Source organism: Dietzia sp. JS16-p6b (assembly GCF_003052165.1).
GTDB lineage: Bacteria > Actinomycetota > Actinomycetes > Mycobacteriales > Mycobacteriaceae > Dietzia.
The window spans coordinates 680,072-700,627 of sequence record NZ_CP024869.1; the positions used below are offsets into that span (position 1 = coordinate 680,072).

General features: G+C 70.3%; 19 protein-coding genes. 12 read left to right on the forward strand and 7 right to left on the reverse strand.

Features of this window, described 5'->3' with window-relative positions; genetic code table 11:
* Window positions 1-25 precede the first annotated feature (25 nt).
* From CT688_RS03070 to CT688_RS03080, 3 genes are read left to right on the forward strand one after another with little or no spacing between them, the layout of a single operon-like run.
* Window positions 26-1,120 (forward strand): bifunctional MaoC family dehydratase N-terminal/OB-fold nucleic acid binding domain-containing protein, encoded by a 1,095-nt coding sequence (locus CT688_RS03070; protein ID WP_107755716.1) that lies wholly within the window; start codon window positions 26-28, stop codon window positions 1,118-1,120.
* Window positions 1,117-1,551: a MaoC family dehydratase gene (locus CT688_RS03075; RefSeq protein WP_107755717.1), complete on the forward strand. Its 435-nt coding sequence runs from the start codon at window positions 1,117-1,119 to the stop codon at window positions 1,549-1,551. Before CT688_RS03070 ends, CT688_RS03075 begins: the two co-directional genes overlap by 4 nt.
* A complete protein-coding gene (locus tag CT688_RS03080; RefSeq protein ID WP_107755718.1) occupies window positions 1,548-2,735 on the forward strand; it encodes a lipid-transfer protein in 1,188 nt (395 codons plus the stop codon). The genes CT688_RS03075 and CT688_RS03080 overlap by 4 nt, the downstream gene beginning before the upstream one ends.
* Before the next feature lie 57 nt (window positions 2,736-2,792).
* On the opposite strand, the gene CT688_RS03085 is transcribed toward CT688_RS03080, so the two are convergent.
* Window positions 2,793-3,872 carry an alpha/beta hydrolase gene (locus CT688_RS03085; RefSeq protein WP_107755719.1) on the reverse strand — a complete coding sequence of 360 codons (1,080 nt, stop codon included), beginning with the start codon at window positions 3,870-3,872 and terminating at the stop codon, window positions 2,793-2,795.
* Between the two features lie 187 nt (window positions 3,873-4,059).
* Between CT688_RS03085 and CT688_RS03090 the strand changes: the two genes are divergently transcribed.
* On the forward strand, window positions 4,060-5,709 hold the full coding sequence (locus CT688_RS03090) for an AMP-binding protein (RefSeq protein ID WP_107755720.1): 1,650 nt from the start codon (window positions 4,060-4,062) through the stop codon (window positions 5,707-5,709).
* Window positions 5,710-5,718: 9 nt separating this feature from the next.
* On the opposite strand, the gene CT688_RS03095 is transcribed toward CT688_RS03090, so the two are convergent.
* On the reverse strand, window positions 5,719-7,134 hold the full coding sequence (locus CT688_RS03095; protein ID WP_107755721.1) for a hypothetical protein: 1,416 nt from the start codon (window positions 7,132-7,134) through the stop codon (window positions 5,719-5,721).
* 10 nt (window positions 7,135-7,144) lie between these two features.
* Complete coding sequence (gene treS, locus CT688_RS03100; protein ID WP_228549585.1) at window positions 7,145-8,986, reverse strand: maltose alpha-D-glucosyltransferase; 1,842 nt, start codon at window positions 8,984-8,986, stop codon at window positions 7,145-7,147.
* Between the two features lie 43 nt (window positions 8,987-9,029).
* Here treS and CT688_RS03105 point away from each other — a divergent pair, with 43 nt between their 5' ends.
* From CT688_RS03105 to CT688_RS03115, 3 genes are read left to right on the forward strand one after another with little or no spacing between them, the layout of a single operon-like run.
* Window positions 9,030-9,332, forward strand: a complete 303-nt coding sequence (locus CT688_RS03105; protein WP_197431466.1) for a hypothetical protein — start codon at window positions 9,030-9,032, stop codon at window positions 9,330-9,332.
* Complete coding sequence (locus tag CT688_RS03110) at window positions 9,329-9,673, forward strand: hypothetical protein (protein WP_107755723.1); 345 nt, start codon at window positions 9,329-9,331, stop codon at window positions 9,671-9,673. The genes CT688_RS03105 and CT688_RS03110 overlap by 4 nt, the downstream gene beginning before the upstream one ends.
* 10 nt (window positions 9,674-9,683) lie before the next feature.
* Entirely contained in the window at window positions 9,684-10,727 is a 1,044-nt protein-coding gene (locus CT688_RS03115) for an LLM class F420-dependent oxidoreductase (RefSeq protein ID WP_107755724.1), read from the forward strand.
* 11 nt (window positions 10,728-10,738) lie between these two features.
* Here the strand turns inward: CT688_RS03115 and CT688_RS03120 are convergent, their stop codons facing one another.
* Together CT688_RS03120 and kstD are read right to left on the reverse strand one after the other, a co-directional pair.
* Window positions 10,739-11,599 (reverse strand): MaoC/PaaZ C-terminal domain-containing protein, encoded by an 861-nt coding sequence (locus tag CT688_RS03120; protein WP_107755725.1) that lies wholly within the window; start codon window positions 11,597-11,599, stop codon window positions 10,739-10,741.
* 2 nt (window positions 11,600-11,601) lie between these two features.
* The gene (gene kstD, locus CT688_RS03125; protein WP_231750475.1) at window positions 11,602-13,350 is read right to left on the reverse strand and encodes a 3-oxosteroid 1-dehydrogenase; all 1,749 of its coding nucleotides are present in this window, start codon (window positions 13,348-13,350) and stop codon (window positions 11,602-11,604) included.
* A 60-nt stretch (window positions 13,351-13,410) separates the two neighbouring features.
* Between kstD and CT688_RS03130 the strand changes: the two genes are divergently transcribed.
* On the forward strand, window positions 13,411-14,196 hold the full coding sequence (locus CT688_RS03130) for a 2-keto-4-pentenoate hydratase (protein ID WP_107755727.1): 786 nt from the start codon (window positions 13,411-13,413) through the stop codon (window positions 14,194-14,196).
* 13 nt (window positions 14,197-14,209) lie between these two features.
* Here the strand turns inward: CT688_RS03130 and CT688_RS03135 are convergent, their stop codons facing one another.
* A complete protein-coding gene (locus tag CT688_RS03135) occupies window positions 14,210-14,971 on the reverse strand; it encodes an IclR family transcriptional regulator (protein ID WP_107755728.1) in 762 nt (253 codons plus the stop codon).
* Window positions 14,972-15,099: 128 nt separating this feature from the next.
* Here CT688_RS03135 and CT688_RS03140 point away from each other — a divergent pair, with 128 nt between their 5' ends.
* The 4 genes from CT688_RS03140 to CT688_RS03155 all read left to right on the forward strand — a co-directional run bounded on the left by CT688_RS03140 (window position 15,100) and on the right by CT688_RS03155 (window position 19,996).
* Window positions 15,100-16,602 carry an HNH endonuclease signature motif containing protein gene (locus CT688_RS03140; RefSeq protein WP_107755729.1) on the forward strand — a complete coding sequence of 501 codons (1,503 nt, stop codon included), beginning with the start codon at window positions 15,100-15,102 and terminating at the stop codon, window positions 16,600-16,602.
* An 89-nt stretch (window positions 16,603-16,691) separates the two neighbouring features.
* Window positions 16,692-17,639 carry an acetaldehyde dehydrogenase (acetylating) gene (locus tag CT688_RS03145; RefSeq protein ID WP_107755730.1) on the forward strand — a complete coding sequence of 316 codons (948 nt, stop codon included), beginning with the start codon at window positions 16,692-16,694 and terminating at the stop codon, window positions 17,637-17,639.
* Window positions 17,640-17,644: 5 nt separating this feature from the next.
* A complete protein-coding gene (dmpG, locus tag CT688_RS03150; RefSeq protein WP_107757973.1) occupies window positions 17,645-18,709 on the forward strand; it encodes a 4-hydroxy-2-oxovalerate aldolase in 1,065 nt (354 codons plus the stop codon).
* Window positions 18,710-18,718: 9 nt separating this feature from the next.
* On the forward strand, window positions 18,719-19,996 hold the full coding sequence (locus CT688_RS03155) for a DUF4010 domain-containing protein (RefSeq protein ID WP_107755731.1): 1,278 nt from the start codon (window positions 18,719-18,721) through the stop codon (window positions 19,994-19,996).
* A gap of 36 nt (window positions 19,997-20,032) precedes the next feature.
* Here the strand turns inward: CT688_RS03155 and CT688_RS03160 are convergent, their stop codons facing one another.
* Complete coding sequence (locus tag CT688_RS03160; protein ID WP_107755732.1) at window positions 20,033-20,554, reverse strand: flavodoxin domain-containing protein; 522 nt, start codon at window positions 20,552-20,554, stop codon at window positions 20,033-20,035.
* Window positions 20,555-20,556 lie beyond the last annotated feature (2 nt).

Consider the following 20,556-nt stretch of genomic DNA (forward strand, 5'->3'; position numbering starts at 1 on the left):
CCACGACCTAACGAGAAGGACATCCATGAGTGACGAGCAGGCGGACCGCATCCTCGCCGCCGCCGACGAGGTGCGCCGGTCCGGGGGCAGCGCCCCCAGGACGGGCCGCGATCCCGTCAATCTGCCGATGATCCGCAACTGGACCGAGGCGATCGGTGACGTCAACCCGATCTACACCGACGAGGCCGCGGCGGGGGCGGCCGGCCACGGTGGCCTCGTGGCCCCGCCGGCGATGGCGCAGGTGTGGACCATGCGTGGTCTGGGGAAGGCTCGGGAGGCCGACGACCCGCTGGGGCGGATGACCGACATCCTCGACGCCGAGGGCTTCACCTCGGTGGTGGCCACCAACTGCGACTCGACCTACCACCGGTACATCCGCCCCGGCGAGGAGGTCACCATCTCCTCGGTGCTCACCGACGTCGTGGGACCCAAGACCACGGGCCTGGGGGAGGGCTGGTTCTTCACCACCCGCAACTACTGGCGGGTCGGCGACGAGCTCGTGGCGGAGATGGACTTCCGGATCCTCAAGTTCCGCCCCGCCGCCCGTCAGGCTGAGCCGGCTACCAAGCCCGCCGCCAAGCCCGCCGCCGAGTCCGCCGGCATCGTCTCGAGCTCCGGGGCCCCTACGGACGACCTGGTGGTGGGAAAGGTCATGCGCCCGTCCGTCTCGCAGGACACGCGCTTCTTCTGGGACGGCGTCCGCGCCCACGAACTGCGCATCCAGACACTCGAGGACGGCTCGCTGCAGCACCCGCCCGTCCCGGCGCTGTGGAAGGACAGGTCCGAGCAGACCGACTACGTCGTGGCCTCCGGTCGCGGCACCGTGTACAGCTTCGTCACCCACCACGCCCCACGCGTCCCGGGACGCACCCGGTTCCCGTTCGTCATCGCCCTCGTGGAGCTGGAGGAGGGGGTGCGGATGCTCGGTGAGTTGCGCGAGGTGGACCCGGCCGAGGTGACGATCGGGATGCCGGTCGAGGTCGAGTTCCTCGACATGCCGGGCGACCCCGGCGAGGACGCCGCCTTCGGGACCGAGCCGTGGACCCTGTACGCCTGGCGGCCGGTCGCCGACCGCCAGGCCACCGAGCACGCGAGCACCGAGCGGGAGGAGTCGAAGTGAGTGATCGAGTGATCTGCCCGGCCGAGCCGCCCGCGGTGGCGGTGGGGGACCGACTGCCCGAGTTGACCGTCGAGGGCACCCCGACGTTCATCGTGGCCTCCGCTCTGGCGACCCGGGATTTCCAGGACGTGCACCACGACCGCGACCTCGCTCACGCCAAGGGCTCCGAGGACATCTTCGTCAACATCCTCACGGACACGGGTCTGGTGCAGCGGTTCGTCACCGACTGGGCGGGTCAGCGCGCCCGGATCACGTCGATCAGGCTGCGCCTCGGAGTGCCCTGGTACGCGTACGACACGCTCACCCTGGCCGGTGAGGTCACCGGGGTCGACGCCGACGGGCTGGTCACTCTGAAGATCGTCGGCACGGACTCGTTGGGCGCGCACGTCACCTCGACGGCGACCCTCTACATGAACGGAGATCCACAGTGAGCACCCTCGCGGCCGAGTCACTCGCCAACCGGGCCGCGATCGTCGGCATCGGTGCCACCGACTTCTCCAAGGACTCGGGCCGCTCCGAGCTGCGTCTGGCCGCCGAGGCCGTGCGCGCGGCCGTGGCGGACGCGGGACTGCAGCCGTCGGACGTGGACGGCCTGGTGTCCTTCACGATGGACACCAACACGGAGATCGCGGTGGCGCGGGCCGCCGGCATCGGCAGCCTGAACTTCTTCTCCCGGATCCACTACGGCGGCGGCGCGGCGTGCGCCACGGTGCAGCAGGCCGCGATGGCCGTGGCGACCGGGGTGGCCGAGGTGGTGGTCTGCTACCGCGCGTTCAACGAACGGTCGGGGATGCGGTTCGGCCAGGTCAACTCGGCCCTGGTGCAGCAGGTCAACTCGTCCGGGACGGACAACGCGTTCTCCTACCCGCACGGGCTGTCGACCCCGGCCGGGTTCGTGGCGATGGTCGCCCGGCGGTACATGCACGACTACGGGGCCACGAGCGAGGACTTCGGCCGGATCGCGGTGGTGGACCGCACGCACGCGGCCGTCAACCCGAACGCGTTCTTCTACGACAAGCCGATCACGCTCGCGGATCACCAGAGCTCGCGCTACATCGCCGAGCCACTGCACCTGTTGGACTGCTGCCAGGAGTCCGACGGCGGCCAGGCGATCGTCGTGACCACCCCCGAACGCGCCCGGGACCTGCCGCACCGGCCGGTGTCGATCGCGGCGGCCGCCTCGGGTTCGGGGCCCGATCAATACATCATGACCTCGTACTACCGCCCGGAGCTCGCCGGGCTGCCGGAGATGGGGATCGTCGGCGATCAGCTGTGGTCCCAGTCCGGACTCCGTCCGCAGGACATGGACATGGCGGTGCTGTACGACCACTTCACGCCGTACGTCCTCATGCAGCTCGAGGAGCTCGGCTTCTGCGGCCGAGGAGAGGCCAAGGACTTCGTCCGTGAACCGGGCGCGCTCGAGGTGGGCGGGCGGCTGCCGCTCAACACCCACGGCGGGCAGCTCGGCGAGGCCTACATCCACGGCATGAACGGCATCGCGGAGGGCGTGCGTCAGCTGCGGGGCGACTCGGTGAACCAGGTGCCGGGTGCGGAGAAGCTGGTCGTCACCGCGGGCACCGGGGTGCCGACGTCGGGCCTGGTGCTCACGGTCTGACCGACGGTATGGCGGTGCGGCTGACCGCGGGGCCGACCGACGGCCCGACCTCGGGGCTCAGCCGCGCAGGCACCCGCGGATGAACGACCCGATGTCGCGCACCGCGAGCTTGGCCTCGGGGACGAGGGGGTGGAACACCTGGAACACGTGGAACTGGTGGGGCCAGAGCTGGAACTCGTGCCGGACCCCGTGTTCGGCGAACCGCTCGGCGAGCTTCTCGATCCCCCCGCAGAAGATCTCCTCGCCCCCGCACTGGATGAGGAACGGCGGCCAGTCCGGGGACGGGACGTGATTGATCGGCGAGATGGCGGGATCGTCCGGGTCCACCCCCGGGGCGTACTGGCGTCGGCACAGCTCGGCCAGGCCGAGGGCGAGGAACGGGTCCTTGCGGGTGCGGTCGCGGGCGGTCATGTCCGTGAAGTCCAGATCCACCCACGGTGAGAGCAGGACGACCCCCGCCGGCATCGCGGCCTTCTCCGCGCCGAGGGCGGCCACGAGTTGCAGGGCGAGGTTGCCGCCGGCGGAATCCCCGGCCACCACGATGTCCTGCGCCCGGAAGCCCATGCTCAGCAGCCACTCCCAGCCCGCGAGGGTGTCCTCGGTGGCCGCGGGGTGCGGGTGCTCGGGCGCGAGCCGGTAGTCGGGCAGGAAGACCGGCACGCCGGTCTCGCTGGCCATCCGCGAGGCGAGGGCCTTGTGCGACCAAGGGGATCCGAAGGTGAAGCCACCGCCGTGGATATGGAAGATCACCTTGTCCGAGTGGAAGAACCGCTTGCGACCCACCCACAACCCGGGCACGGGACCGTCCGAGGACCAGTCGTTGGTGGTCTCGAGAGCGGCCGCCCGGCCGGCTCCGGAGGTCAGCGCGCGAAGTCGACCGAGGGACGCGTCGGTAGCCGGCATCTTGTCCAGGGCGGGGCGGACGAACATCCTCAGGCCGCCGGCGAGTCCGCGGGAGCGGAGGGTCCCCTGCTCGCCGGGGCCCGTCAGCGTCGGCGTGCGGCCCGACGGTCGGTCCGCCTCCGGGGCGGCGGATCGGCGACCGTCCACCGGGACCGTCCCCGTCCGCGTGGCGCGGGGCAGCATCAGGCCCCCGTCGTAGGGCGCGCCGCTGTGCGGGGACCGCCGTGAACTCATGTCCAAAATGTAGGCGCTCACGGGCGCGGGGTCACGAGAAACCGCGTTCGCGGAGCGAAGTATAGCTAGAACCCGTTCTACTAATTGAGGGTCTGGCCTGATCAGGGTGCCGTCTGGACATGAGAACAAGTTCAGGTCACAATGTGAGGACAGCCACATTTTGACTGACCTCGCGAAGGATTCCGCCATGACCGAAGCTGCTGACCACTCGACCGATCCGCTCGCCGGCACCAATCCGGAGATGAACCAGGCCGCGGTGTTCGAGGCCGTCGTCGACACGATCCCGGACAACCCGTTGCTGACCATGGACGGTGTCGAGTACTCCTATCGCCAGATCGACGAACTCGCCAACCGGATGGGCCACCTGCTGCGTGCTCACGGTGCGGAGCCACGCAGCCACGTCGCCCTCTACATGAAGAACAGCACCGCACACATGGCGGCCATCCTCGGGTGCATGAAGATCCGGGTGGCCGGGATCAACGTCAACTTCAGGTACACCCCGCCGGAGCTGGTCTACCTGTTCAACGACTCCAAGTCGATCGCCGTGCTGGTCGACGCCGAGTTCGCCGAGACCATGGCCGCCGCGATCCCGGACCTCGAGACCGTCCGCACGGTCATCGTGTTCGGCGGTGTCCCGGAGGTCCTGGCCTCGGCGTGCGCCGCCAAGGGCCTCACCGTTGTCGACGGGGACACCGAATGGCCGGCGCAGTCGGCGGAGCGGGACTTCGAGCCCGTCCGTGGCGACGACCACTGGATCGTCTACACCGGTGGCACCACCGGCTTCCCCAAGGGCGTGCAGTGGCACATGTCGGACTACTTCTACGCGTGCCTGTCGGGCGGGAACCCTTACGGCGACAAGCGGCACAGCCCCGCCGAGGTGGCCGAGAACATCTCGCCCGACGGGGGGTTGAAGGTGGTCATCTCCGCGCCACTCATGCACGGGGCGGGCCTGTTCACACTGCTGACCTTCGTCAATCTGGGCGGCCACCTCATCATGTTCCGGGAGTTCGACGCCGCGGAGATCGTCCGGGCCACGGCGGAGCACAAGGCCCACATCCTCATGTTCGTGGGCGACGGCATGGCGGTGCCGCTGACGGACGAGCTGGTCAAGGCCACCGAGACCATGGACTTCAGCACGCTGTTCATGATGGCCTCCGGCGGCGGCATCTGGTCCAAGTCCAGTCGCGAGCGGGTGCTCGAGGTGCTGCCCAACATCATCATCCGCGACAACTTCGGTGCCTCCGAGGCCGGTAACGACGGCGAGCTGGGGATGAACGAATCCGGTGAGATGACCATCCCGGCCAGCCCGAAGCTCGGCGTGGTCGACGAGGACTTCCGGCCCATCGCGCCGGGCTCGGACGAGGTCGGCTACATCGTCCGCCGCGGTCACCTGCCCGTCGGCTACTGGAACGACCCGGAGAAGACCGCCAAGACCTTCCCCGTGGTCGACGGTCGACGCGTCTCGATACTGGGGGACATGGGCCAGATCCGCGAGGACGGCACGATCGTGTTCCTCGGCCGCGGGTCGGGATGCATCAACACCGGCGGGGAGAAGGTCTTCCCGGAGGAGGTCGAGCAGGCGATCAAGGCCCACCCGGCCGTACACGACGCGCTGGTCGCCGGGGCGCCGGACCCGCGCTACGGGCAGAAGGTCGCCGCCGTGGTCTCGTTCCGCGAGGGGCAGTCGGTCGGGCAGGACGAGCTGTCGGAGTTCCTGCGGCAGTCCCTGGCGAACTACAAGGTCCCCAAGGTGATCGTCGACGTGCCCGAGATCCGCCGGTCGCCCGCGGGCAAGGCCGACTACAAGTGGGCCAAGGACCAGCTGCCCGTGAGCTGACGAGAAGCGCTAGTCCGTCGCGAGGATCCGCTCGACCGCGCCCAGCGGGACCCCCATCCAGCTGGGCCGGTTGCGCGACTCGTACACCACCTCGTAGACGGCCTTGTCCAAGGTGTACGCCCGGAGGAGCGCGCCGGTCTCGCGCGGGTCGGAGTCGCTGACCTCGGCGTACCCGGCGCAGAACGCGTCGACGTTGCGATCCCGCCACTCGCGTGCCCGGAACCGCAACTGCCGGTCGTCGACCCCCACCAGCGTGTGCTGGGCGGCGTAGTCGAGGCTGCGCAGGATCCCGGCCACGTCGCGGGCGGGGGAGTCCGGCACCCGGCGCTCGGCCAGCGGGGCGGACGGTTCCCCCTCGAAGTCGATGATGATCCAGCGGTCCGGGGCCCGGAGGGTCTGGCCCAGGTGCAGGTCACCGTGGACGCGGTGGACCGGCACCGGCCCGGACCCCGCGAGCTCCTCGAAGACGGCTCGCGCGGCGTCGGCGAACCCGGCGAGTTCGGGCACCTCGGCCACCGCCCCGTCGAGCCGCGCCCGCATGCCCGCCACGATCTCGGCGCCGTCCCGGCTGCTGGTGCCGGTCGCGGCCGCGAGGTCGTCGTGGACCTGTGCCACAGCCGCCCCCATCCGCCGGGACTCGTCGGCGAAGTCGGTCCCCACCTCGTCCGCCAGCAGGTCGGCCTCTGCGAACAGGTCGCGCACGCTCGCCGTGGCCATCGCCCAGCCGTCGGCGGCGCCCGCGAGGAACTCCTGGGCCATGGCCAGGGTGGTGGGACCGGCGGCGGCCCCGCCCCCGGCGGCCCCGCCCCCGTCGGCCCCGCCCCCGTCGGCCTCGTCGTCGTCGAGTTCCACCCAGCCCCGCAGCGACGCGACGGCCGGGCACTGCCGGTCAGCCAGCGCGGCGTGGAGCTCCACGTCGGGGTTCAGGCCGGGTTGGACCAGTCGGAACACCTTGACCATGAGATCGTCGCCGAACACCAGGGACGAGTTGGACTGTTCGCCCTCGAGCAGCCTCCCGCGGACGGGCTCAGGGGCCGGGGCGCCCTCCACCAGGCGGAATCGCAGACCCCCCACGAGGTCCTGCGCGGCCAGGTGGGTCACGAGTGACTCGGTCCCGCGCGGGTCGCGCAGTCCGTCGTAGACGACCGGTGAGGCGCCCTCCGGGGTCAGGGGGAGCGTCCGGCGGTCGTCGGGCAGGGACTCCGCGGTGGCCAGCGGGACCTGGTAGCGCTGCGGTCGGCCGTCCACCTCCACGTCCACCAGCAGGTGCTCCACCAGGACGTCCTCGTGGTCCAGCAGGACCGCGCGCCGGGCGATCCGCACCGCGGACAGGCGCCTGCCCTTGCCCGCGAACCACCGCTGCGCGGGAAGCCAGTCGGTCAGCAGGGTGACCATGGTGTCGTCGTCGACCGGGGGGATGCTCATGGCGTGCCTCTCATGCCGGTGTCTCGGTGGGACTGCGCAGTTCCAGCCAGTAGAAGCCGTACCCGGGGAGGGTGAGCTGATACGGGTCGGCGTCGATCTCGGGGAACGGGACGCCGCCGGTGAGCTCGGTGGGTCGGCGGCCGGCGAACTCGGACAGGTCCAGACGCACGGCCTGCGGGAACCGCGAGAGGTTGTTGACGCACAGGATCACGTCCGCCTGCGGGTCCTCCTCGGGGGACCCCATCGTCCGGAGGTAGGCCAGGATGCTCGGGTTGGACCCACCCAGGTCGACGAACTCACCGCGTCCGAACGCGGGGTGGCTCTTGCGCACGTGGATCATGCGACGCGTCCAGTGCAGCAGGCTGGCGGTGGAGTTGAGCTGCGCCTCCACGTTGACCCCCTGGTACCCGTACTGCGGGTCCATGATCACCGGAAGGTACAGCCGGCCCGGGTCGCAGCGGGAGAAGCCGGCGTTGCGGTCGGGGCTCCACTGCATGGGTGTGCGGACGGCGTCACGGTCGCCGAGCCAGATGTTGTCGCCCATCCCGATCTCGTCGCCGTAGTAGAGCACCGGCGACCCGGGCAGGCTGAGCAGCAGCGCCGAGAACAGTTCCAACTGGTTGTGGTCGCCATCGAGGAGCGGGGCCAGGCGCCGCCGGATGCCGATGTTGGCCTTCATCCGTGGGTCCTTGGCGTACTCGGCGTACATGTAGTCGCGTTCCTCGTCCGTGACCATCTCGAGCGTCAGCTCGTCGTGGTTGCGCAGGAAGATGCCCCACTGCGCCGAGGAGGGGATGTCGGGGGTGTGCGCGAGGATCTCGGTGACCGGGAACCGGGACTGGCGCCGCACCGCCATGAAGATCCGCGGCATCAGCGGGAAGTGGAAGGCCATGTGGCACTCGTCGCCCACCTCGGGCTCGCCGAAGTACTCGACCACGTCCTCGGGCCACTGGTTGGCCTCGGCCAGCAGGACCCGCCCGGGGTACTCCTCGTCCACCACCGCCCGGCACCTGCGGAGGAACTCGTGGGTCTCCGGCAGGTTCTCGCAGTTGGTGCCGTCGCGCTCGAAGAGGTACGGCACGGCGTCCAGTCGGAACCCGTCGATCCCCAGGTCCAGCCAGAAGCGCAGGACGTCGATCATCGCGTCCTGGACCTCGGGATTGTCGTAGTTGAGGTCGGGCTGGTGGGAGAAGAAGCGGTGCCAGTAGAACTGCCCCCGCACCGGGTCGTAGGTCCAGTTGGACGTCTCGGTGTCGACGAAGATGATGCGGGCGTCCGGGTACCGGGTGTCGTCGTCGGACCACACGTAGAAGTCCCCGTACGGCCCGGTGGGGTCGGAGCGCGACTCGGTGAACCAGGCGTGGGTGTCGGAGGTGTGGTTCATCACCAGGTCGGTGATCACCCGGATGCCCCGCTGGTGGGCCTGGTCGAGGAATTCGACGAAGTCCTCGACGGTGCCGAACTCGGGCAACACGGCGCGGAAATCGCGGATGTCGTATCCGCCGTCGCGCAGCGGCGAGTCGTAGAACGGCGGCAGCCACAAACAGTCCACCCCGAGCCACTCGAGGTAGTCGAGCTTCTCCGTGAGCCCGCGCAGGTCTCCGGTGCCGTTGCCGTCCGAGTCGTTGAACGCCCTGACCAGGACCTCGTAGAAGACCGCGGACTTGTACCAGTCTCGATCGATCTCGAGCTCGGCCGCGTGCCGGTAGCTGTCGGCGCTGGGCTCGACCACGTGCCCGTCGTCGGTGAGCTCGGGCTCCGCGTGCCGGGGATCGGGGTGCCGGGGATCGGACGGGTGCGGGTCGGCCTGGTGTGGGTCGGCATGAAGTTGGTCAGCCCGGTGGCGCGACATCGGAGACATGGGGGCGAGCCTACGGGCCAGTACGATCCGTTGCATGTGGAAAACCGGCCCGACGGAGCGCATCCGCGGCCTGAGGAGCGTGGATCCCGCGCGGTCGTACCGCGGGCGGCACGGCCGCCGGGCGCGCGCGCTCGCGGCGCTGTTGGACGGCGGCGACGACGAGGTGGTCGTCCGCCCGTGGGAGGTACGACTGCCCAGGACGGTCATCCTCGCCGCGGCCCGGAGCAGGGGGCTGGAGCCGGTCGGCGTCCCGGGGGAGCTCGCGAGACGCGGGCCGTGGTCGGATCCGATGCGCTTCGTCCGGTCGGACGGCGCCGGTTCGGCGGATCCGCGATGAGCGTCGGATGGGCGCTGGTCCTGGTGGCGCTGCTGCCGATCGCCGCGTGGCTGGTGGCCCTCGCAGCGGTGGCCGGACGCCGGGCGCTGCGACGCCGAGGGGACGACCAGGCGCGACGCCGGCGGCTGTCGCGGATGTTGGGGTCCGCCGACCTCGTCGTGGTCCCCACCTCGGACGTCGATCTGCCGGAGTCCACCGTCCTGGCCGTCGCCACCGAGGCGGGGATGCGGTTTCTGGGGTATGAGCGCACCGATTCCCCGCTGCGTCGACGCGTGGGGGTGTTCGTGCGGGCCGGGGGAGAGGTGGACGCCGTGATCCGCGGCGACGCGACCCCCCGGTAGCGTTGCGCCCATGCGCATCGGAATGGCTCTCAACTACAGCGGCGGGTTCGCCGAGACGGCCGCGGAGGCCGCCGACCTCGAGCGGGCGGGGCTGGACATCGCGTTCGTGCCCGAGGCCTACTCGTTCGACGCGGTGAGCCAGCTCGGCTACCTCGCGGCCAAGACCTCGACCATGGAACTGGCCTCGGGAATCCTGCAGATCTACACGCGCACGCCCACCCTGACCGCCATGACCGCCGCCGGCCTGGACTTCGTCTCCGACGGCCGCTTCACCCTGGGCCTCGGTGCCTCGGGTCCGCAGGTCGTCGAGGGATTCCACGGCGTGCGTTACGACGCCCCGCTCGCCCGGACGCGCGAGGTCATCGAGATCTGCCGCAAGGTGTGGCGCCGGGAGAAGGTCGTGCACGACGGGGCCAAGTACCAGATCCCGCTGCCCGCAGACCAGGGCACCGGCCTGGGCAAGCCGCTCAAGCTCATCAACCACCCGGTGCGGGAGTCCATCCCGATCGTGCTGGCGGCGCTCGGACCGAAGAACGTCGAGCTGGCCGCCGAGATCGCCGACGGGTGGCAGCCGCTGTTCTTCCACCCCGAGAAGGCACACCTCGCGTGGGGCGACCCGCTGGCCAAGGGACGTGCGAAGCGTGATCCCTCGCTCGGTGACCTCGAGGTCTACGCCGGGCCGCCGCTGGCGATCTGCGAGGAGAGCGAGGTGCCGGGTTACCTCGATTTCGTGCGGCCGCACCTGGCCCTCTACATCGGTGGGATGGGCGCCCGGGGCAAGAACTTCTACAACGAACTCGCGTGCCGCTACGGCTACGAGGCCGAGGCCGCCCGCATCCAGGACCTGTACCTGGACGGCAAGAAGGACGAGGCCGCCGCGGCGGTGCCGGACGAGCTGGTCCGGTCGGTCTCACTGATCGGCCCCGAGTCGTACGTGGCCGAGCGGGTCGGGGCGTTCCGTGAGGCCGGGGCCACGACCCTCACGGTCGTCCCGATGGCGATGGACGCCGCCGGTCGGATCCGGTTGGTGGAGCGGTTCCGCGATCTCTGCTGACCGGGTCGTGGTCAGGCGAGGTCGACCACCACGTTCTTGAGGACGGGAGCGTCGTCGCGATCGGCCACCGTGGCCGCGACGAGCAGGCGCGAGGCGTCCTCCCACACCCGGATGCGCATGGTCTCGCCCGGGAAGAAGATGCCGCCGAACGTCACGCCGTAGCCGCTGACCCGCTCGACGTCCCCCTCCAGGACGTGGTCCACGACAGCACGCAACACCATCCCGTAGGAGCACAGGCCGTGGAGGATCGGCCTCGGGAACCCGGCCGCCTCGGCGAACGCCGGATCCGAGTGCAGCGGGTTGCGGTCGCCGCAGAGGCGGTAGAGCAGCGCCTGCTGGGGCAGGCTCGCGACCTCGATGGTGTGGTCGGCCTCCCGCTCGGGGTACTCGACCTTCTCCGAGGTTCCTCGCTCGCCCCCGAATCCGCCCTCCCCGCGCGCGAAGATCCCGGACCGCGAGGTCCACAGCTTCTCACCGTCGGCGGAGACGGTCTCGGACTCCTGGATGATCACGGCCGCCGAGCCCTTGTCCTGGATCTCGGCGATCCTGGTCGTGGTGACGGCGGTGCCGGCAGCGGGGATGGGCCGGTGCAGGCGGACCGCTTGGCTTCCGTGGACGACCTTCGCCAGGTCGATCTCCACCCCGGGGAAGGACACCCTCGGCGCCTCGGTGACGTTCATCGTGGCCGCGACGGTGGCGAACGACGGCAGCACCTTCGGGTTCGTGTCGTCCACGTACCGCAGCCCGGCCGTGTCCATGGGGTCACCGGCGGCACCGACTCCGAGCGCGTACAGCGCCACGTCGGAGGCGGTCCAGGAGAACTCCTGCGAGGGGAGTTCGGCTCCCAGGGCCGTCGAGAGGTCGATCGGCACGGTCAGACTCCCGTCTTGTCGATGGTGGTGGGGGCGGCGGCGGTGGAGTCGGCTGTGGCGCCGGCCAGAATGTGCTCGACCGCGAGGTAACCGAACACCATCGCGGGACCGATGGTCGCCCCGGGCCCGGCGTAGGTGTGCCCCATGACCGGCGACGACGCGTTTCCGGCCGCGTAGAGCCCCTCGATCACGGAGCCGTCCGACCGGAGCACCCGGCCGTGGACATCGGTGGTCGCGCCGCCCTTGGTCCCGAGGTCCCCGGGCACCATCTTGACGGCGAAGAACGGGGCCTTGCGGACGGGCCCGAGGCTCGGGTTGGGCTTGTTGGTGGGGTCGCCGTAGTAGTGGTCGTACCCCGAGACCCCGCGCTGGAAGTCCTCGTCGACGCCCTTCTCGGCGAAGCCGTTGAACCGCGTGGCCGTCCGTTCCAGGGCGTCGGCCGGGACCCCGATCAGGCCGGCGAGTTCGGCGAGGGTGTCCGCTTTGTGGAAGTTCTCCGTCTCGAGCCACTTCTTCGGCAGCGGTTGTTTCGCCTGTAGTCCGGCGAAGAGGTACCGGTTCTTGTACTCCTGGTCGAAGATGAGCCAGGCCGGGACGTTCTCGCCCTCGGCCCCCTCCTGGCCGGCCGGGGCCTGACCGTACTCGCCGCCGTACATCCGGTGGCCGGCCTCGACGTACGGCAGCGACTCGTTCATGAACCGCTCGCCGCGTGAGTTGACGAGGAACGAGCAGGGCAGGGACCGCTCGGCGAGCGCGAACCACGGGCCGCGGGGGAGCAGGATCGTGGGACCCCACCAGGCGTCCTCCATGAGGGCCAGCTCCGCACCCACCTTCTCCATGAACTCGATGCCCTCGCCGGTGTTGCCGGCGGCGCCGACCGTCCAGGAGGTGGGGATGGGCTGACGCTGGTACTTGTCCCGCATCTCCTGGTTGTGCTCGAACCCTCCCGAGCCGATGATCACGCCCCGACGGGCGCGGAGGGTCTGCTCCTCCCCGCCGCGGGTCACGGTGATGCCCACGACCCGCTCCTCCAGGCCACTGCCCTCGGTGACCAGTCCGGTCATCGGGGTGTCGAGCCACACCGGGACGCCGGCGTCGAGGAGGCCCTTGCGCAGGGCGCCGATGAGGGCGCGGCCCATGCCCACCATGTTGGCGCCGCGGGCCTTGGCCACCAGCATGCGCATCGTCACGCGGACGGAGCGTCGGAAGCCCTTGGTGGTGGGGCGTTGGAGCAGGTTGAGCCAGCGGTAGTCCGACTGCTTGACCACCATGTTCGCCGGGGCCTTGGCGTAGGGGGGCTCGAGCCTCGACGCCTCGGAGCCCAGCCGGCGGAGGTCGAACGGCCTGGGCTCGACGGACCTGCCACCGAGTCGTCCCCCCGGCGCCTCGGGGTAGTAGTCGGAGTAGTCCACCACCCACTCCAGCTCGAGGGGGGAGTTGGCGAGGACGAAGTCGAGGACCTCGGGGCCGCGGTCGACGTACGCGTCGATCCTCTCCGGGGCCACGACGTCGCCGATGATCGAGCGCAGATAGGTGCGGGCGGCCTCCGGGGTGTCCTGGACCCCGTCCCGCCTGAGGACGGAGTTCCCCGGGATCCACACGCCGCCTCCGGACCGGGCGGTGGAGCCACCGTAGTGAGGCGCCTTCTCCACGAGGACCACGCTGAGGCCCTTCTTCGCTGCTGCGAGGGCGGCCGTCATGCCTGCTCCACCGCTACCGACGACGACGACGTCGAACTCCTGGTCTGCCATGTAGAACACGTTATAGAACCGGGGGCTCGAGCGCCAGACGATCGAGGTAGCATCCCCGTCATGCTCACCGAGGAGACCCGCGCCACACTCGCACAGCGACTCTGGGATGCCGAGGCCGACGTGGCGCCCATCGCGCCGCTCACCGCCGACCATCCCGGGATGACCCCGGACGACGCCTTCGAGATCCAGCTCGTCAACATCCGTCGAAAGCTGGAGGCCGGCGCGGTCGTCACCGGCCACAAGGTGGGTCTGGCCTCCAAGGCCATGCAGGAGATGATGGGCGTCGACGAACCGGACTACGGCCATCTCCTCGACACGATGGAGTATCCGGAGGGCGAGCCGGTCGAGGCCGCGCGGTTCTGCTTCCCGCGCGTGGAGGTCGAGGTGGGGTTCATCCTCGGTGCCGACATCCCTCCGGAGGGGTGCTCACAGGAGGAGGCCGCTGCCGCGATCGAGTGGGTCGTGCCGTCGATCGAGCTGATCGACTCCCGCATCCGCGACTGGAAGATCAGCCTGCCTGACACGATCGCGGACAACGCCTCGTCGTGTGGGTACGTCGTCGGTTCACAGCGGGTGAGGCTGGCGGACCTCGACGTCGCAGCGATCGATGCGACCCTCTACAAGAACGGTGAGTTCCTCGCTTCCGGTCGCTCCGACGCGGTGCTGGGTAACCCGCTCAACTCGGTGGGGTGGCTGGCCTCGACGGTCGCCAAGTTCGGCGTGCGCCTTCGCAAGGGCGACGTGATCCTGCCCGGCACCGCGATCCGGGCGATGGACGCCGCTCCGGGCGATTCCTTCCGCGCCGAGTTCGCGGGTCTGGGCGAGGTCACCATGGAGTTCAGCTGAAGCTGCGGACACGTTACTCGTTCCCGGCCGTCGACATCGCGCGGCTGGCGGCTGCTGCGACCCTGGTCACCAACGGTTCCAGTCGCGCGAGTGCCGATCTGTCTGCCGCGCTCGCGGACAGCGCGGCCACCGCACGGTTGCCGCTGGCGCCGTCGTCGTCGAACACCGGTGCGGCCACACAGTAGAGGCCGGGCGTGAGCTCGGCGCGATCCACCGCCCGCCGGCGGCGCCGGATCTCCGCCAACTCCACCGCGAGCGCATCCGGCGAGGTGAGGGTGGTGTCGGTCCATGCGACCAGCGGGCCCCGGGCGACCCGCTCGGCGGCCGCGTCATCGAACGCCAACATCGCTTTGCCCACGCCGGTGCAATAGGCCGGCAGCCCTCCGCCGATCCGGGACGGGGACGGGATCGGTCGCGGACCGTGCAGTTTGTTGAGGTACACCACCTCGTCGCCGTGCAGCGTGGCCAGGTGCACCGTCGCCCGCGTCGCCTCGAAGAGGTGCGCGAGGAACGGGGTCAGGACCCGGCGGGTTCGTTCGTACGCCGGGGAGGAGGGTATCGGGTCCAGCTCGTGCACCAGCGGTCCCAACCGGTAGCGCTGCCCGATCCGGGTCACCGCGTCGTTCCGTTCGAGCGCGGTCAGGAGTCGGAGGGTCGTGGACTTGGCCAGGCCGGCCTCGCGGGAGATCTCGCTCAGCGTCAAGCCTGTGCCCGCGGCCGTCACCCGTAGCACGTCGAAGGCGCGGTCGACGGGCGATACGGGCGGTTCGTTCATGCGGCGAGTGTAGCGCGGAGCACCGTCAGGGCGGTTCGATGACATCGAACACTTGCGCGAATAGGCGCTCCCGGTTATCATCGAATAGACGTTCGATTCAGGGGTGGCGACGAAGGCGGGGTGTTCCGATGGTCACGACGACGAGCTCGGCGGCGTTCGGGGCGCTGCGCGCCGTGCCGGAGGCCCTGGACACGCTGGGCGCCGAGGCGCTCAGTGAGGTGGCGCGGTCGGCGACGCTGGCGCAGAACCTCGCGGCGGCGACCCGGTTGCGGGCCGCCCATCACCTCGTCGAGGCGATGGCGCGGCTGGATGAGGCGGCGCACGATGACGGGGCGAGCCCGCGGCCGGCGTTCGCCCGCCTGGACCCGGCCGACCGGGCCCGTGACCACCTGGCCGCGGCGATGTCCCTGACCTGCTGGCACGCCGCGCGCCTGGTCACCGCCGGCACCCAGATCCACACCCGCCTGCCCCTGCTGCGCAAGGCCGTCGACCGGGGCCTGCTGCCCGAACAGCTGGCCATCGACACCGCCTGCCGGCTGGCCGAGATCCCCGACCAGATGATCGCGGCAGTGGAATCGGAGGTCGTCGGCGCCCTGGCCCGGGACCTGGACGGGGGCCACCGACCCAGCCGCACCGCCCTGGACACCGCGGTCGACGCCGCCCGCCAACGCCGCGACCCCCGGGCCGCCGAACACGCCGTGGCCGACGCCGCCGAACAGCGCACCGTCCGGTTTCGCCCCGGCCGCAACGGCATGACCAGCATGTGGGCCCACCTGCCCAGCAGCGACGCCGAGAAACTGCGCCGCCGCATCGAGGCCGCCGCCCGCACCGCCTGGCAGGCCGGCCATCCCCGCACACGCAACCAACTGCGCGCCGACGCCCTGTGCGCCCTCGGGGACCCCAACACCGACGACATCTGCACCCCCGTACGCCATGCCGAAGACACCGCCGACAGCGCCGCCGACAGCGCCGCCGACGATGCTGCCGGTGCGGGCGGGCCGCGGCTCGGGGCGTCCTGGGGCACCGAGCAACCAGTGCGGATCTCGGTCATCGACAGCATCGCCCAGGGCCTGCCCAACCGCGTGCAGTTCGTCACCGGCGCCTACGCCAGCTTCGACTGGCTGTGCGAGGAACTACTCTGCAGCGGCGACGCCACCGTGCGATTCGAACTGATCGACCCCCAACCCGGAGTGCTCGACCTGCCCGACGCGGTGCTCAAGTACTTCATCACTCCCGCCCTGGCCGAACGGATCCGGCTACGCGACGGCACCTGCCGCCACCCCGGGTGCACGGTCGACGCCCACGACTGCGACATCGACCACGTCATCGCCTTCGACCACCAGCGTCCCGAACTCGGCGGACCCACCGCCGAATGGAACCTGATCTGCCTGTGCCGCACGCATCACCGCGAGAAGACCTTCGGCCACTGCGCCTACCGGCCCGGACCCCTGGGCGAACTGACCATCATCACCGAAACCGGACACGAACACCGCACCACCCCACACGGCCCCCTGGCACAGGCCCGAGACCGGATCCTCGACCACCGATGGCGCCACCACCTCGACCGCCTCATCACCGACGACGGCCACCTCACCAACCCACCCGGCACCCACCGCCCCCACCCCGCCTGACAGGGTCACCGTGCACCCGCCACTCTCGCGTGTTCCGCTGAACGGCACGCTTGATTGTGGTGGCCGGTCGGCACCGAGAGACTGACGGCATGACAGCGAAGACCAAGCTCACCGCGGCGATAGTGGGATCGGGAAACATCGGTACCGACCTCATGTACAAGCTCGAGCGCAGCGAGTTCATCGAGCCCAAGTGGATGATCGGTATCGACGCGGAGTCCGAGGGGATGAAGCGTGCTGCCGACCACGGTTTGACGTGCATGTCGGGTGGGGCCGACGAACTGCTCGACTCGATCGAGGCGGGGGGCGAGAAGCCGGACCTGCTGTTCGAGGCGACCAGCGCCTACGTCCACAAGGCCTACGCCCCCCGTTACGAAGCCGCGGGCATCATCGCCGTCGACCTCACCCCCGCCGCGGTGGGCCCCATGGTCATCCCACCCGCGAACCTGCACGAGCACGTCGAGGCGCCCAATCACAACATGGTCACCTGCGGTGGCCAGGCCACCATCCCGATGGTCCACGCTGTCTCCTCGATCGTCCCGGTGGAGTACGCCGAGATCGTCGCCTCCGTCTCCTCCGAATCGGCGGGGCCGGGCACCCGGGCGAACATCGACGAGTTCACCGAGACCACCAAGCTGGCCATCGAGAAGGTCGGGGGCGCCAAGCGGGGCAAGGCGATCATCATCCTCAACCCGGCCGAACCGCCGATGATCATGCGCGACACCATCTTCTGCGCGATCCCCGAGGACGCGGACCAGGACCTCATCACCACCGCCATCCGCAAGCGCGAGAAGGAGATCCAGGAGTACGTCCCCGGATACCGGCTGCTCCAGGAGCCACAGTTCGACCCGCCCACCGAGATCACCGGCGGGATGGCGCGGGTCGCCATCTTCGTCGAGGTCGAAGGCGCCGGGGACTTCCTCCCGCCGTACGCCGGCAACCTCGACATCATGACCGCCGCCGCCACGAAGGTCGGCGAGGACATCGCCAGGACCAGGCTCGCCAGGACCGAGCCCGCCACCACGACGCCCGGAGTGTGAGGACCATGGACAGGACCAACCCGTACAACGCGGACGCCCGTGCCTACAGCTCGGAACTCGACATCCGGATCACCGACTCGTCGCTGCGCGACGGCTCTCACCACAAGCGCCACCAGTTCTCGGTCGACGACGTCCGCGACGTCGTCACCGCGCTCGACGGCGCCGGGGTCCCCGTCATCGAGGTCACCCACGGTGACGGGCTCGGCGGTGCCTCATTCAACTACGGCTTCGCCAAGTCCTACGACCAGGACCTCATCAAGGTCGCCGCCGAGACCGCCACGCAGGCCAAGATCGCATTCCTCACCCTGCCGGGACTGGGGATCAAGGACGACATCCTCGCCGCACGCGACAACGGTGGGTCGATCTGCCGGGTGGCCACGCACTGCACCGAGGCCGACGTCTCGATCCAGCACTTCGGTTACGCCCGCGAGCTCGGCCTCGAGACCGTCGGGTTCCTCATGATGAGCCACACCCAGCCGCCGGAGGTGCTCGCCAAGCAGGCCCGCATCATGGCGGACGCGGGATGCCAGTGCGTCTACATCGTCGACTCGGCGGGCGCGCTCGTCATGGACCAGGTATCCGACCGGGTCGCCGCGCTGGTCGCCGAACTCGGCGACGACGCCCAGGTCGGATTCCACGGCCACGAGAACCTGGATGTGGGCGTAGGAAACTCGATCATGGCCATCCGGGCCGGGGCTCAGCAGATCGATGGCTCCACCCGCCGCTTCGGCGCCGGTGCCGGGAACACCCCGGTCGAGGCGCTGGTCGGCGTGTGCGACAAGCTCGGGATCACCACCGGCGTGGACTTCTTCAAGATCGCCGATGCCGCAGAGGACGTGGTGCGACCGCTCATGCCCACGGAGTGCGTGGTCGACCGGTCCGCGCTCATGCTCGGCTACGCGGGCTGTTATTCGTCATTCCTCAAGCACGCCGAGGGACACGCGAACCGCTACGGCGTGCCGTCGTCGGAGATCCTCATCCGCGCCGGCGAGCGCCGCCTGGTGGGCGGTCAGGAGGACCAACTCATCGACATCGCCTTGGAGATCCAGAAGGAGCAGGCGAACGCCTAGGCTCATGTCATGGTCGTGGACGAAGTGCTGCCGCTGCTCACAGCGGCGGCACTCGGTCTCGCGATCGGGATCGAGCGGGAACGCAGTCCTGAGCACCGGTCCCGTCGGATAGGGGCGCGGACGTTCCCACTGTTCGCCCTCGCGGGTGCGATCGGGGCCCTCCTGGGGCCCGTCGGTCTCGCGGTCGCCCTGTCGGTGTCCGGGGCGGCGATCCTCGCCTGGTACTGGCGCGTCACAGCACCCGCGAGGGTGGATGACGGTGCCGACGATGTGGGGATCACGACGATGGCGGCGGCGATCGTCACCACCCTGCTCGGGGCGCTCTCGGTGGCCGATCCCGCACTCGCGGTGGCCCTGGCGGTGGTGGTGGTGATGCTCTTGGCCGCCAAGCACCGGCTGCATGACTTCGCGCGTCACGCCCTGGACGACCGGGACGTCACTGACGCCATCACCCTGCTCGTCGTGGCGTTCCTCGTGCTCCCGCTCATGCCGGACAGGGCGTTCGGCCCGTACGATTCACTCAATCCACGCACCATCTGGATCCTCGTGGTCTTCCTCACCGGGATCGGCTGGGCCGGGTACGTGGCCGCCCGTCTCCTCGGCCGGAAGTGGGGTCTGTTCGTCACCTCGCTGGCGGGGGGCTTCGTGTCCGGCACGGCGTCCACGGCCATCGCGGCCAGGGCGGGGCGCGGCGACGTCGCAGCCCGCCGGGACGCGCTCGGCGCCGCAGTGGTGGTGAACGTCTCCACGTTGGTGCAGGCGGTGGTCGTCACGTGGTTCATCGACAGCGACACCGCCCGGATCGTCCTCGCCGGGGCGGTGGCGGGGATCGCCGTTCTCGTCCTGGAGGTGGCGCTGCTCCTGCGCGCCGGACGGCGGGGTGTCGCGACGGTGGGAGCCTCGGATCCGGACGGCCCCGCGCGGGACTACGGCCGACCGATGTCCCTATGGGCCGCGGTCGGATTGGCCGTGATCCTCGCCCTGCTCCTGATGGCCACCCGGGTGGCCTCACACGAGTTCGGCGGCGCGGGCCTGATCGTGGTCTCCGCGATCGGTGGGCTCGCTGATGCGCACGCCGCCGCGATCGCGGCTGCGTCGGCCGCGTCGGCCGGCGCCGTGTCGGTGAGCGCGGCCGCACTGGCCGTCGGTGTAGGGCTCCTGACGAACCTCGGCGTGAAGCTCGTTCTGGCCGGCGGTCTGGGAGGCGGGAGGTTCGCCGCGGCCCTGGGTGGACTGCTGGTCCCTGTCGCCCTGGCCGTCGGTCTCGGCATGGTGGTGGCCCTGTGATCGTGGGGGTCGGAGCGATGCGGGGCTGACCGGCGGTCAGTCCGGGGTCGACGGCGGCCGCATCGCCCACGTGATCACGGGCCCCAGCGTGGACTCGTCGACCAGCTCCACTCGCTCCCGTGGCAGCAGCAGCCGGGCCATCGGTTCGTCCGGGGTCTTGCGCAATTCTCTGCGCAGCGCGGCCATGAGCACCCGGTCCGACCACCGCAGCCGGTCCGGGTCCAGGTCTCCGCGCAACTGGAAGACCGTGACCGCGCGGCCGGTGGCCGTGACGAGCTTCTGCGCGAGGGTGCCGCGCCCGGGGTCGTCGGCGGGGGAGAGGGCGACGACGACGAGCGCCGTGGGGCCCGGAGCCGATCGGATAGCCCGGATGATGCGCCGCCGCCCGAGGATGGTCGCGACGTACTGGGGAGCCAGGACGATCAACGGGTCGGCGGCGGCTGCGTGCCCCGGCGAGTCGAGTTCCACGGCGCGAGTGCCGAGCTTCTCGGCGAGTGCGTCCGCGTAGCGACGAGTGGAGCCGTAGCGGGAGGTGAAGGTGACGAGGGGGTGGTTCACAT

Coding starts and splice junctions, on each gene's coding strand:
- CT688_RS03070 (WP_107755716.1), top strand. CDS start 26: ATGAGTGACGAGCAGGCGGACCGCATCCTCGCCGCCGCCGACGAGGTG.
- CT688_RS03085 (WP_107755719.1), bottom strand. CDS start 3,872: ATGAGTTCACGGCGGTCCCCGCACAGCGGCGCGCCCTACGACGGGGGC.
- CT688_RS03090 (WP_107755720.1), top strand. CDS start 4,060: ATGACCGAAGCTGCTGACCACTCGACCGATCCGCTCGCCGGCACCAAT.
- CT688_RS03095 (WP_107755721.1), bottom strand. CDS start 7,134: ATGAGCATCCCCCCGGTCGACGACGACACCATGGTCACCCTGCTGACC.
- treS (WP_228549585.1), bottom strand. CDS start 8,986: ATGTCGCGCCACCGGGCTGACCAACTTCATGCCGACCCACACCAGGCC.
- CT688_RS03105 (WP_197431466.1), top strand. CDS start 9,030: ATGTGGAAAACCGGCCCGACGGAGCGCATCCGCGGCCTGAGGAGCGTG.
- CT688_RS03110 (WP_107755723.1), top strand. CDS start 9,329: ATGAGCGTCGGATGGGCGCTGGTCCTGGTGGCGCTGCTGCCGATCGCC.
- CT688_RS03115 (WP_107755724.1), top strand. CDS start 9,684: ATGCGCATCGGAATGGCTCTCAACTACAGCGGCGGGTTCGCCGAGACG.
- kstD (WP_231750475.1), bottom strand. CDS start 13,350: ATGGCAGACCAGGAGTTCGACGTCGTCGTCGTCGGTAGCGGTGGAGCA.
- CT688_RS03130 (WP_107755727.1), top strand. CDS start 13,411: ATGCTCACCGAGGAGACCCGCGCCACACTCGCACAGCGACTCTGGGAT.
- CT688_RS03135 (WP_107755728.1), bottom strand. CDS start 14,971: ATGAACGAACCGCCCGTATCGCCCGTCGACCGCGCCTTCGACGTGCTA.
- CT688_RS03140 (WP_107755729.1), top strand. CDS start 15,100: ATGGTCACGACGACGAGCTCGGCGGCGTTCGGGGCGCTGCGCGCCGTG.
- CT688_RS03145 (WP_107755730.1), top strand. CDS start 16,692: ATGACAGCGAAGACCAAGCTCACCGCGGCGATAGTGGGATCGGGAAAC.
- dmpG (WP_107757973.1), top strand. CDS start 17,645: ATGGACAGGACCAACCCGTACAACGCGGACGCCCGTGCCTACAGCTCG.
- CT688_RS03155 (WP_107755731.1), top strand. CDS start 18,719: ATGGTCGTGGACGAAGTGCTGCCGCTGCTCACAGCGGCGGCACTCGGT.